The 13230-nt window shown below is 45.1% G+C and carries 11 protein-coding genes; 5 read left to right on the forward strand and 6 right to left on the reverse strand.

Features of this window, described 5'->3' with window-relative positions; genetic code table 11:
• The first annotated feature begins 118 nt into the window (after positions 1 to 118).
• The 3 genes from rfbD to HQ43_RS03380 all read left to right on the forward strand — a co-directional run bounded on the left by rfbD (position 119) and on the right by HQ43_RS03380 (position 3243).
• Positions 119 to 1015 carry a dTDP-4-dehydrorhamnose reductase gene (gene rfbD, locus HQ43_RS03370; RefSeq protein WP_036789662.1) on the forward strand — a complete coding sequence of 299 codons (897 nt, stop codon included), beginning with the start codon at positions 119 to 121 and terminating at the stop codon, positions 1013 to 1015.
• 74 nt (positions 1016 to 1089) lie between these two features.
• On the forward strand, positions 1090 to 2670 hold the full coding sequence (locus HQ43_RS03375) for a peptide chain release factor 3 (RefSeq protein WP_036789663.1): 1581 nt from the start codon (positions 1090 to 1092) through the stop codon (positions 2668 to 2670).
• A 96-nt stretch (positions 2671 to 2766) separates the two neighbouring features.
• Positions 2767 to 3243, forward strand: a complete 477-nt coding sequence (locus HQ43_RS03380; protein WP_036789665.1) for a Dps family protein — start codon at positions 2767 to 2769, stop codon at positions 3241 to 3243.
• 159 nt (positions 3244 to 3402) lie between these two features.
• Here the strand turns inward: HQ43_RS03380 and murI are convergent, their stop codons facing one another.
• The 6 genes from murI to HQ43_RS03410 form a co-directional block, all read right to left on the reverse strand.
• On the reverse strand, positions 3403 to 4257 hold the full coding sequence (murI, locus tag HQ43_RS03385; RefSeq protein WP_036789667.1) for a glutamate racemase: 855 nt from the start codon (positions 4255 to 4257) through the stop codon (positions 3403 to 3405).
• A gap of 6 nt (positions 4258 to 4263) precedes the next feature.
• A complete protein-coding gene (locus tag HQ43_RS03390; protein WP_036789669.1) occupies positions 4264 to 5511 on the reverse strand; it encodes a nucleoside recognition domain-containing protein in 1248 nt (415 codons plus the stop codon).
• A 26-nt stretch (positions 5512 to 5537) separates the two neighbouring features.
• A complete protein-coding gene (locus tag HQ43_RS03395; RefSeq protein WP_036789837.1) occupies positions 5538 to 6365 on the reverse strand; it encodes a nitrilase-related carbon-nitrogen hydrolase in 828 nt (275 codons plus the stop codon).
• Positions 6366 to 6401: 36 nt separating this feature from the next.
• Positions 6402 to 6971 (reverse strand): 1-acyl-sn-glycerol-3-phosphate acyltransferase, encoded by a 570-nt coding sequence (locus tag HQ43_RS03400; RefSeq protein ID WP_036789671.1) that lies wholly within the window; start codon positions 6969 to 6971, stop codon positions 6402 to 6404.
• Positions 6968 to 7759, reverse strand: a complete 792-nt coding sequence (locus HQ43_RS03405; protein WP_052103048.1) for a YjjG family noncanonical pyrimidine nucleotidase — start codon at positions 7757 to 7759, stop codon at positions 6968 to 6970. The genes HQ43_RS03400 and HQ43_RS03405 overlap by 4 nt, the downstream gene beginning before the upstream one ends.
• A gap of 71 nt (positions 7760 to 7830) precedes the next feature.
• A complete protein-coding gene (locus HQ43_RS03410; protein WP_036789672.1) occupies positions 7831 to 9444 on the reverse strand; it encodes a DUF4139 domain-containing protein in 1614 nt (537 codons plus the stop codon).
• A gap of 151 nt (positions 9445 to 9595) precedes the next feature.
• Here HQ43_RS03410 and HQ43_RS03415 point away from each other — a divergent pair, with 151 nt between their 5' ends.
• Complete coding sequence (locus tag HQ43_RS03415; protein ID WP_036789674.1) at positions 9596 to 12106, forward strand: outer membrane beta-barrel family protein; 2511 nt, start codon at positions 9596 to 9598, stop codon at positions 12104 to 12106.
• Between the two features lie 36 nt (positions 12107 to 12142).
• Positions 12143 to 12775, forward strand: a complete 633-nt coding sequence (locus tag HQ43_RS03420; RefSeq protein WP_036789676.1) for a hypothetical protein — start codon at positions 12143 to 12145, stop codon at positions 12773 to 12775.
• Positions 12776 to 13230 lie beyond the last annotated feature (455 nt).

Raw genomic sequence — 13230 nt, forward strand, 5'->3', positions numbered from 1 at the left:
ATTTTCTTGTTTGTTGTACAACTCTCTAATTATGAGTTTTTAATGAGATATTTTTGCGTTCAAAGATGTAGAAAGAATCGCGAAAATATCCCTTTCTTTTTGTATTTTTGTGGCAGATATGAGCAGAATAAAGAAAAAGATGAGAGTGTGGCTTACCGGAGCCGCAGGTCAGTTGGGGAACGCTATCATGCGGAACTACTCTCCGAATGATGAGATAGAGTGGTTACCAACGACAAGAGATCAGATAGAACTGAGCGATAGAGCCAATGTCCAACGCTTCTTTGACCTCTATAAGCCGGATGTGATACTTAATGCCGCAGCCTTTACTTCGGTGGATGCCGCCGAGAATAACCCCGATGAATTGCGGAGGATCAACTATGAGGTGCCCAAGTTTCTTGCCGAGCTGTGTCATAATAAAGGGAAGATTTTGATGCACATCAGTACGGATCATGTCTTTGGCGGTGGAGAGCCGGTTTCTTCACCACTGAAAGAGGAAGATCCTGCCGCTCCCTGCAATGCTTATGGAAAGAGCAAGCATGAGGGAGAAGTTGCTGTGCAGGAGTCTTGTCCGCGTTCGTATGTCATTCGTACATCATGGCTTTACTCTGCTTATGGCAACAACTTTTACACCAAGATACGTCGCGTAGCCCTTAGTCAGGGTGAATTGCGTCTCGTTACGGATGAAGTCGGAAGCCCGACCTCCGCACTCAATCTTGCAGACGTTATCATACGCATTCTTTTGCGCATCAAATCCAAAGAGGGAAAGATTCCGTTCGGTCTCTATCACTTTGCCGACAGAGGCGCTGTCTCTCGTTACGATTTTGCTCGTGCCATATTGGATTTGGATCCTAAAACAGCTTCTTTATCCATGGAGAAGTGTCTGCAAAAAGATTATGATACGGTAGCTGTCCGTCCTCTATACAGTGTATTGGATACAAGTAAGATAGAGGCAATACTTCCGGACTCGGTACACGACTGGAAAAGCTCTTTGGAGCAGGTGTACAATCAGGAATAAGCTACAACCCAAGAGGTTCGGAGAACAAGGTTTTCAGGTAGCCTTATCTTTCCTTTTTGACGAATATTATACAGATGTCTTATATAGAAGAAATAAAACGTCGCAGAACGTTTGCGATTATCTCTCACCCCGACGCGGGGAAAACTACTCTGACCGAAAAGCTACTCCTTTTCGGAGGCGCGATACATATAGCCGGCGCAGTAAAAAGCAATAAGATAAAGAAGAGCGCAACCAGTGACTGGATGGAGATAGAAAAACAAAGAGGTATCTCCGTAGCAACTTCTGTCATGGGTTTTGAGTATGAAGGGTATAAAGTGAATATCCTCGATACGCCCGGTCACCAGGATTTTGCCGAAGACACTTACCGTACACTTACTGCTGTGGATAGTGTAATCATCGTGGTGGACTCTGCCAAAGGGGTGGAGCAACAGACTCGCCGCCTGATGGAGGTGTGTCGTATGCGACATACTCCTGTGATGGTCTTTGTCAATAAGATGGACCGCGAAGGACGGGATCCGTTCGATTTGATGGATGAAATAGAGGAAGAACTCGGTATTGCCGTCTCTCCTCAAACATGGCCAATAGATTCCGGAGAACGTTTCAAAGGAGTCTACAACCGATATGTGAGTGGATTGGATCTCTATAAACCGAGCAAGCAGCAAGTAACAGAGTGTGTGCACATAGATGATTTGCAGTCCGACGAACTGACCCAACACATTTCTGATGCACAGGCAGATAAGCTCCGGGATGATCTTGAGCTTCTTTCGGAAGTGTATCCTTCGCTTGATGAGGAGGCTTATCTTGCAGGACGGGTGGCTCCGGTATTCTTCGGCTCTGCTCTGAACAATTTCGGGGTGAAAGAGCTTCTCGACTGTTTTGTCCGTCTTGCGCCTTCGCCCCGACCTATTGATGCAATAGAGAGAATCGTAGATCCTTACGAGGAGGCATTGACCGGATTTATATTTAAGATTCATGCCAATATGGATCCGAATCATCGCAGCAGTATCGCATTCTTGAAGATATGCTCCGGTCGCTTTGAGCGGAATAAACCATACGCCCATATGCGTTTTCTCGGAAAACAGTTTCGTTTTAGCAGTCCTACTGCCTTTATGGCGCAGAAGAAAGAGACTGTGGACGAAGCATTTGCAGGGGATATCATCGGTCTGCCCGATACGGGAAACTTCCAGATTGGAGACACTATCACGGAGGGAGAGATACTTCATTTCAAAGGTCTGCCCAGCTTCTCTCCGGAAATGTTTAAGTATCTTGAAAATGCGGATCCCATGCGCACTAAACAGCTACAGAAAGGAGTTGAACAGCTTATGGGGGAAGGCGTTGCTCAGATCTTTACCAGTACGTTCAACGGTCGTAAGATTATCGGAACGGTAGGGCAACTCCAGTTCGAGGTGATAGAGTATAGACTTTTGCACGAATATCAGGCAAAGTGTCGCTGGGAGCCGGTAAGCCTTTACAAAGCATGCTGGATAGAGAGCGATGATCTTGCCATCCTTGAAAACTTTAAGAAGCGTAAGGCACAATATATGGCTGTCGACAGAGAGGGAAGAGACGTTTATCTTGCAGACTCTCCATACGTGCTTCAGATGGCAAGGCAGGATTTCCCGGATATTCGTTTCCACTTCACAAGCGAGTTTTAGATTTTGTCTATACAGTTATAGATTGTATCTGTTGTATCTGCATACATATATTTATATCTTTGCAGTATAAACATGATAACTAAACAATTACAAGATATGAAAACAACAAACTATCTTCACTTGGATGAAGCCTATACTGTAAAAGCAGTAGAGAAGTTGAACCAGCTTGCTGCAAACTTCCACATTTATTACTCAAACCTTAGAGCATTTCACTGGCATGTAGAAGGTCGCTCTTTCTTTGTCCTTCACGAACAGCTTGAGAAGATGTACGATGAACTTGCAGAGAATATAGACGAAGTGGCAGAACGCATCCTCCAACTCGGTGGTACTCCTGTACGTTTCTTCAAAGACATCGAATCGTTGGCGACACTGAAGCAAGCCGTAAACGTAAGTAAGGAAAGCGATATCATAGAGCAGGTATTGGAATCTATCTCTCTATTCATAAAGATCGAAAGAGAAGGACTTGCTTTGGCTGCCGAAAATGGAGACGATACTACTGTAGGACTACTTTCAGAGTATCTTCAAGGACAAGAAAAATTAGTTTGGATGCTTACAGCTTACCTTAAGAAGTAAGAACGAGAAGAGAGACTATCCAAACTCTTAAAGAATAAAAGTCTGCAAACTTTATCTATCTATAGAGGTAGAGAGGTTTGCAGACTTTTTTATGGTCTGAACAGATCTTATCGAAAGAAAAACAGTGTGCGAAATAAGCAGTGGTATGGAAAAAACGGATCAGCAATCTCTGTCAAGAGTCATTCCGGCAATATTGACTGTCGTAGCAGAAATGGCTCTTCCGACAAACTGACGAGCTGCCTGCTCGAAGGCATGAGACTCTTCCGTTGTAAAGAAAAGGTGTTGCCCTCCATTGGAGAGTAGTTGCTCCATTTCGGGATGGCGTTCGAGATAGGATTTAAGAGAGTTCACTATGATCTCTCCCTGTGGCAAAATTGTGATATGAGGGGGCGCAATCTCCGAAATCATCTCTTTGATAAGCGGATAGTGAGTACATGCCAGTAGAATGGTATCTATTTCCACATCTTTACTCAAAAGCTCTTCAAGATAGGTCTTGACAAAGAAACGTGTCCCTTCAGAATGGCATTCGCCACTCTCTATAAGGGGGACGAGCATCGGACATGCTTGTTGTATGATAGTGAGATCCGGGGCATACTCTTCTCCTTCACGAAGATAGGTTTCGGAAGCTACCGTGCCTGAGGTTGCCAAAAGACCGATATGTTTCGTCCGGCTGAAAGGTGCAAGCGATTCTATTGTAGGTCTTATGACTCCAAGTACACGGTATCCCTCTTCTGCCCAAGGCTGAAAAGAGGTCTGCTGTATCTGCCTCAATGCTCGGGCGGATGCTGTATTACAAGCTAAGATAATGAGCCTGCACTTCTTTTCTTTAAGGAGAAAGGCTACGCCTTCAGAGGTAAACTTATAGATGGTTTCGAAGGATCTTGGACCGTATGGTGCTCTCGCATTGTCTCCCAGATAGACAAAGTCGTATTGAGGGAAAGCCTTTTCTAAAGCCTTCAATATCGTCAAGCCTCCATAACCGGAGTCGAATATACCTATCGGGAACCTGTTCATACTCTCTTAAGGGGCAAAGAAAAAGTAGGCACATAGTACGGAAACAGTCATGCCGACCAGGTCGGACAACAGACAGATACCAAGAGTATAGCGTGTGTTACGTATTGCTACGCTGCCGGCATAGAGTGCAATGATGTAAAAAGTAGTGTCGGATGCTCCTTGACACATACAAGCAAGTCTTCCAATAAAGGAGTCTGCGCCATAATTTTGCATGGCATCTATCATCAGTCCACGTGCTCCGCTTCCGCTCAGAGGCTTCATCAGCATGGTTGGAAGTGCTCCAACCCAATCGCTTGGTAAGCCGAAGAAGCGAAAAGAAGCCTCTATACCGGAAACAATATAATCCATCCCTCCCGAAGCTCTAAAGACTGCCACTCCGACAAGAATGGCTACAAGATATGGAACAATATTGATCGCTGTCTTGAATCCTTCCTTTGCACCTTCTATGAAAACGGAAAAGACATCCAGCTTTTTCCATAATCCATATACGAGAAATATTACAACGACAGATAAGATAATACCATTGGCGATGAGAGCAGATATTTTTTGAAGAGACTCTCCACTTACTTCTCCATCACCGCCCCAAGGAATAAAATTGAGTACAATGGCGAACAGCAGTATCAATAAGGGTATCAGAAACGCTCGTTGAAAGAGGGAAATCTTCTGTTTGTAAGCTACGGCGCATATAGCAAACAGGGTGCTGGCTGCTGTGGCAATGAATATCGGGATAAAGACATCCGTCGGCACAGCGGCTCCCATGGTTGTCCTGTACATCAGGATCGAGATCGGAATAAGTGTAAGACCGGATGCGTTGATGCAGAGAAACATAATCATGGCATCCGAGATGCGATCCGGTGTAGTGCTGTTCTCTTTTTGCAGATGCTTCATCGTCTCCAATCCGAGAGGAGTAGCAGCATTATCTATTCCCAAAAGATTGGCAGAGAAGTTCAGCATTATGGTTCCCAGGGCAGGATGATCTTTGGGGAGAGAGGGGAACAACACTCTAAAGAAAGGATATGTCCCTTTTGCCAAAGCAGAAACCATCCCGCTCTTTTCTCCTACTTTAAGGAGTCCCATCCAGAGTGTAAGTATTCCGGACAGACCGAGAGCGAGTTCAAAAGCTGTGGTAGCACTGCTAAAAAGAGCCTTAGATACCTCATTCAAGGTCTCTAAATCGCCCGTAAATATCAGCTTGAAAAGGCAGACAATCAGAGCAAGGACGAAAAAACCGATCCAAATATAGTTCAGAATCATTCTCTATATCGCCTTACGGGATTAACTCAGAAGTGTAGTGTGAACTCGTCGGCATCTTCCAGAGCAGGAAATTTCTTGCGTAGATCGCTTACCTGTCTCTTGTCTATACGTCCTAATAGTATGCCTATCTCTCCTTTGTTCAGCTTTTTCACCAACGAAAGTTTTGGGTCTATTATCCGGCTATCCCCGCTATATACCTGTCGGTAGCTGTCTACGCCCACACGATTACAAGCCAAAACATAGCAGAGATTCTCAGATGCTCTTGCTCTTAGAAGAGCTTTCCAAGGAGAACGACGCGCTTGAGGCCAGCTTGCCACACAGACTATTGCATCATAATCATGCTTTTTAGTCCATCGGCACCATACCGGAAAGCGAAGATCATAACAGATAATCGGGAACAGTTTCCACCCTTTATACTCTACCAACAAGCGTTCAGAGCCGGAAGAAAAGTGTTTGGCTTCTCCTCCCGGGCCGAAAAGGTGCATCTTGTCATAGTATAGAGTCTCTCCGTTGGGATATACCCACACCCCTCTATTCGTACGGACATCATTCTCTATATGTATCATGGAGCCGAAGATAGCGGTGTTGTAGTGTTGGGCTTTTTGCTTCATCCACTCCAGACTTTCGTAAAACCATTCAGGCTCAATCTTTTCATCTCCGGTTACATACCCGGTATTCCACATTTCCGGCAGTACGATAAGGTCGATGGGATCATCCTCTATCGGTTCGAGATCTTTGAGTAGAATATCTATGACGTGGGCATTTTCTGCCGGGTTAAGATGTTCCAAAGACATCTGTATAATGGCTACATTGAGTTCTTCTTGTGGTTCCCCTTTATATGTGATAGGTTTCATAAAAGTTTCCGATGTTATCTGTTTGAATGAGTGCATTTAATATTCCGAAAAATATTCCGGAACACGGGCCATATTTTTATTGTAGCGAGAGTGGATATAGGCAATATCCTGTTCGGCATTACCTGTCGGATTGAATATCTCAAATATCCCCACCTCTTTCTGTGCGTAGTCTATTTTGGCAAGCTCTATGGGGACACCTGCTTTCAGTGCCATGTAGTAAAATCCGGTTTTCCACTTTGCCACTTTCGAGCGAGTACCTTCCGGTGTTACTCCCAAGTGAAATCGCTCTGCTTTGCGTATGGTCTCTGCCACCTGATCTACCAGTGACATTTTATGTTTTCTATCTATTGGAATACCGCCCATTGCACGGAAAATATGTCCTAAAGGAAATACAAACCACTCTTTTTTCATCATAAAATGGCTTCCAACACCGGTAAAATTATGGTAGAGTTTCCCGATGATAAAATCAATATTGCTGGTATGCGGAGCTACACAGATCACACTCTTCAGAGGACGTGATTCCGGTACAAGAGCTTTCCATCCCAGCCACTTCAGGAGTGTTTGTGCTATTCGCTGTTTTAATGTCTTTCTTTTCTTTTGGGTCATATATTCTGTATTCCTAATTTCATTTTGCTCTTGCCGGGAAACCGTACCGAAGTCCGGTGTACCAGTAAACGCATATTGATTGCTTTGATAGCCGGGAGAGCTTCTTGCAGCGATGTTATCTCCGTTACATCTTTCTCTTTCGTAGAAGAGGGGGTGTAGTCATGCCTAAGCCAGATCGGATGAATGCCGATGCGTAAAGCTCCTTCGATGTCAGTCTCCCAAGCATCTCCTATCATAACTACCTCGTCAGGCTTGCAACCTACCAACGAAAGTGCTTTTGCAAAGATCTGCTTAAAGGGTTTACTCACTCCTACATCTTCAGAAAGTACTACATGATCCACGTAAGGGGTAAGTCCGGCTTTTGCAAGCTTATTGTGTTGAACTTCTATAAATCCATTGCTTACTATCACAACGGGATAGCTGTGATGAAGTTCTTTCATCACCTCAACAGCATGAGGTATAAGTGCTTCTTTGTTATTTGCAATAGCAAAGTACTCATTATGGATCTCCATATAGGTTTCATCGCTATACTCGTACAGCGGAGAAAGGACATAACGAAGGCGATCTATTTTCAACACATCTTTGCTAATCTCTTTCCGTGCATACCTTCCCCATAGCAGATCGTTATAAGGGAGATAAACCTCGTAGAATTTCTCGAATGAGGGATACAAATCTCCGGGTTTACCACCCCAACCATACTTATGAAAAAGCTCCTCTAAAGCCTCTCTATTGTTTTGCTTTGTTGCCCAAAGAGTATCGTCTAAATCTATGAAAACTGCTTTTATCATAACTGCAAAGATATGAAAAGACGGACAAACTCTCCGATTTGTCCGCTTTCCATACCTTATATAATAGGGGATCAGAATCCTGAAAGATTCATATCCTTAGGGTATCTTACTTTGAAGCTCACCCGAAGTTTCTTCGTAGAGTTACCGGATAGATTCAGTTTCCATGTCAATATTCCTGTTTCTGCATCCAGTTCGGCTCCGCTTTGTTCAAGGAGTTCTACCTTAATATTGTTCGCCGTGCTTACCGGTATTCTATCTTTCACTTCTATCTCGGCACTCTCTCTCTTATTATTCACGATAGAGATTTCATACGTGCGAGTCTCCTCTTTTTCCGATGAGAAGAATTTTGTACCGCTCTTATCCGAAATCTGTTTGCGAGAAACACTCAGGCGGGTATCCTCTCCAAGGGTGAGATCCAATCCGTTTTCAAACTTCACCGGATCTATATAAGTCTCGCTTACCTGCATACCTTGCATGATCACTGTTGCCGGAGCCACGACCAGTCCACTCTTACCCAAATCTTTGATATGAGCCATAAGGAAAGCCCGGCTATCACCTTCAGGATAAGCGAAGTAGCGGTAGGAGGCTTTGATGCGCTCGCTGTTTAGAACTATCAGATGGTCTCTGTTGTTGCTATAAATATCATAAGGAGTACTTACGACAAAGCTCTGATTCATCATATTGGACACAGACTGCGCTCCCACATCATACTCCGCATAGGAGATCTCTTCGGCAACAGCATTGTATGCTATCGTTCGAGCAGACTTTTCCATAGATTCCAGCCTCATGTGATTCGGATTTTCCAAGCGGATAAACCATGGGTGTACGGATGGTGCATTCACACGCTTTGTCGGTCTTGCGTCTACAAGTGTCAGGTTTACGCCTTTCCAGTTGATACCGCTGCCTTGTCTCACATTTGCTCTAAGCGACATCTCCACCGGTTCTTTCTCGGATGCAACACGCAGCATATACGATGGGCTCCAAGAAGCAGAGCGAGTCAGGTACTCGATATTTAGCTTCACGTTCTGAGCCACACTGCTTGAGACGCGCACCACTATGGCACTCTTGCTGCTGTTACTCTTATTCTCTGTCTCGTCTTCTTGGGTATTGCCTTTAAGGGTACTCAGTTCTGCTTTCAGTGCAGCTATCTCTTTCTCCAACTTTTTCACTTCAAGGCTCAGTTGGATACGCTGTGAGGTGTAGAAAGAGAGGAGCTCGCGAAACTGTGCGACATTAGTTGCTCCTTTGTTACCAACAAACTCATTTCCGTCCATCATCTCTATTGCCTTGCTCTTTGTCTCTTTTTCGATGATGGCTTTTTCAAGTTTCTGTTCCAGTGTTGCCACTTTTTCGGCAAAAACTTTTCCTTCCGGTGTATTGACGTCAATGTTAGAAGGCCATTTGTATTCTGAAACAAACTCCGATGATAACACCATCAATCCCGAAGCATTGGTCAATACTCTTAAGGTGGAGATGTCCATCACATTGGATACTTGCCCTATTACTATTTCAGACGCTCCTTTAGGGACGGAAGTGGAGACATGGTGCTTCATCTCGGCACCTGTTCTATATACTTTGGCTTGTTGCAGTTGGGCTGCGGTGTAGATAGGGCTCTGTGCAAACAGACTTGCCACACCCGATAGAAGCAGAACGGATACTGCTATAATGCTTTTGCATTTCATCATATCTCAAAGTTATCAAAAGGTTAGACATTCATGTAGTTGTAACAAAGTTAATCATTTGAACAAGATACTCACCATTTATACTTTATATCCATCTATTTTTAAGAAAAATACTACCTTTGAGCTCTATGTAATACAGACAAAAATCTTTGACATGAAAAAGCAAATCATCACCATACTAACGCTGTTTGTTCTGCTTTTTACATCCGTATCGGCGCAGAATAAGACCTCCTTATCCCAAATTTCGGGCACGGTCATGGACAGCCAGAATGCCCCTATCCCTTACGCGGAAGTATTTGTAGGAGAAGTCAGAGACGGCGAAGAGAAGATCCTGCAACGCACACATACGGATCTTTCTGCGCGTTTCTCGCTCTCGATGGCTCCGGGAAACTATTTTTTCGGCGTCAGTCATTTGGGCTATAAACTCTATGTCTCCAAGATAACTCTGCTTCCGAACCAAGATCTGGATATGGGGAAGATTACCCTTCAAGAAGATCCCACAGAGCTGCAAACCGTTGTGGTACAAGGCAGATCCATGACCGTAAAGAGTACTCAAACCGGATTCAAGGTTGATGTAACGAAGATACGGGAGGAGAGAAACAATGCTCTGGATCTGCTGGCAGGGCTTCCCAATATATTTGTGCGTGGAGAGGAGCTGTTCATTCCAGGAAAGAAGCAGATCATACTCAAGATTGGCAATGTTGTTCAGCGTGCAACTCCGGAGAGCCTGCCACGTATATTGAAAGGCTACGATGCCCGACTCATAAAAAGTGTGGAGGTTCTTATGCAACCCCCTTTGAAGTATGACAAGGACGGCAACACGGCTATGATTATTCTATCCATGGAGTCGGAGTTTCTGAACTATGTCGGGGGAGTGGTTGGAACGGAGATTATGACGGGAGAGATGCAGAACTCTCGTTATGGTGGATATGCTTCTGCTTTTCTCAATCTGGGTAGATTTTCTTTCGCCGTAAGTCCTTATTCCAACCGGAGCGAGACCGAATTTTTTGAGAATGCGGTCTATTATCATCCCAAGTCCTTACACAGCATCAACAATCCAAGTACCGGAGAGCGACGCAATGCGGGTCTCAATCTGAACTTACAGTACGATTACAGCAGCTTAGGCAACATAGGTCTTCATGCCGAGCTTAAACGCACCGGAGTGGAAAATATTTTCGAGAGTACCGAGCTTTTTCGTAACAGAGAGACGCTCCATACAGACTCCACTCTGAACAACCATAACATTTACAGAGATACCGTGCCGAAGTATGCCGTAGCCGCCTATTGGGAACACACGCTGTCTCCAAAAGGAGCAAAGATCTGGGCTGATCTCTCCTATTACAGCTATACCGAAAGCAGAGAAACGGACTTCGGAAGCAAAATATCCTATACACCTGTTTCGCCCGATCCGGGAAATCCCTCTTTTATAAGCAGAGTGCAGTCGCCCTACTTCGGTTACAGAGACTTGGACAGGGTCAAAACATCCGGAATTGCCTCCAACATAGACCTCTCCATACCGCTTCTCCCGGACAACAAGTGGGTATTGGATGCCGGTTTTGGTGCGCAGATCTCCACAACCGACAACCGCAGATCTCATGCCCATGCCTATTGGAAGCCTGCGAACAACCCATTAGCACCCTACTATCCTTATGCCGATCTGGACAAGTCTGACGCAGAAGAGCAGAGGCAGAAAGCTCTTTTTTCAGTCGTGGAGCGCATCTACTCTCCCTACTTTAGCACCACGTTTGCCGTGAGCGATGAGGTTCTCTTGCGTCTTGGAGCCAAACTTCCCTACACCTCTACGGCAACGTCTCTCGATAATGCCGGCTACAAAGAGGGGAAAGGACGGATGCATCTCCTCCCTTCTGCATATATCGTCTATACACCATCCCGGAGACATAAGTTTTACTACACGCTCAACTCCGATATACAGCGTCCGCAGTTTGACAATCTGAACCCGTTCGAGTGGAAGACTACTACGTTCTCCGTCCTCTTTGGCAATCCCGATCTTAAACCGCAAACCGCTTATCGGATGGACTTGGGCTATACATTCAGAGGCGTGCTCTCTCTTGCCGCTCAGGCTCAATGGGAACGGGATATCATTGCATCCGTTACCCGTATAAAGGATGGTGTGATCTACAAAACTCCGATGAATGCCCAGCAGAGTCGCTTCTTGGCTCTAAAAGGCTCTTACTACTTCGATAAACTTTCGTGGATGACCGCATCTTTGGATGCCTATTATGGTGGCACGCTCTACACAAGCCATCTGCCCGAACTCCAAAAGAGCAAACAGAGCGTGAAGTGGGGCGTGGACGGATACCTCAACTTTGTCTTCAACAAATCGAGAACCTTTACGGGATTTCTTTCCGGCTCTTATATGGGCAAGAGATCTACCGTGATAGCGGATATTGATCCGGAATATGAGTTGAGTTGCGGAGTTACGGCATTCTTTTTCAACAGAGCTTTGTCTCTCTCTCTTGCCGGTCTCGAACTGCTCAATTCGAGTTACAGCGGTACTGCTTATGTGGGAGACACAAAGTTTGAGTTTGATAACAACTACTCTTTTCCCACGCTCTACCTCTCTGTTTCCTATAAGTTTGGAAAAGCCAAAGAGAGCTCTCCCGGAAGAAAGCTCAGCCATAAGGCTGTGGAACAACGTTTTTAGCGAAGAGGCAGATATTTTTACTACTTTTGCCGGAGCATGAAACCGTTCGGATACCATACGATTTATGCCATAGATGCTCTGCGTCGATTCAGATACAGAGCCGGGCATGGCGTACACTCTCCCTTGGCATTTACTCTTGTCGGCAGTGTCTCGTCCTGCTCCATACCCTTTTATGCTTTTGATGAGATAGCGGAGAGTCTGCCGGAAGATACGCCTGAGAGAGAGGTGCGAGTAGGGCAGTTTCTGTTTCGTCTTCTGGCTCATGCTCCGAAAGGAGAGGTTTTTTACCTCACGGACAACGCCTCCACCGGAATACCTCTATGGGGAAAGCGTGCAGCCCCCGACAGCATACACACTGAAGTGAAGCGTCCCGAAGAGATAGCACCGACCGCTTCTCCGCTGCTGGTTTATGCGCCCACCCCCTCTCTTGCTGCGGATCTTCTTGAGACCAACGAGGGATTGCTGCACAGAAGTGAAGCGTCTATTCATCGTCCCATGCTCCTTATCGACGGCATCCGTCGTAACAAAGAGGAGTATCGGATATGGAGAGAGTGTCTCAGGAAGCGGGTCTCTCACTGCATTGTCCTGGATCTCTACCATTGCGCATTGGTCATTGGCGGACACCGAGCGGAAACACAGCTTTTTCGAGGCTATCTGAATCTGACCTGAAACCGGATTTTCTCCCTGTCTAAATATAGAAAACTCTCTTTTGAGAGCCTCTGTTTTGGAGCTCTTGAAAGGGAGTTTTTATATAAAAATGGAGCATCGGTCGGAGGGCGAAAAAGCTCTTTTTGGATCGCTTTTTCTACTCCGGATTTTTGCTTGACCCTTGCAATCTTTTTGTAATCAGAATCTTATGGGAAATCGCGAATTTGGAAAAATTTTTTTCTCAGTCCATTTCATGGGGCTTTTTCGCGTTAATTGGTGTGAATTTTAACGCCTAAACCTGTAAACGTTTCTTAATAAAGAAATCTGCCTTTTTAGGTGCATTTTGGGGTGGAAATACGTAGGTGATTGATTGTTAGCGTTTTAATGGTTTTGGCTAAATGCTTTAATCGAATCCGGTAAACGTATTAAATGAAATCGGTAAACGTGTTCGTTGAAAAATTAAACACGTTAAGCCG

It is taken from the genome of Porphyromonas canoris (assembly GCF_000769115.1).
GTDB classification, from domain to species: Bacteria; Bacteroidota; Bacteroidia; order Bacteroidales; family Porphyromonadaceae; genus Porphyromonas_A; species Porphyromonas_A canoris.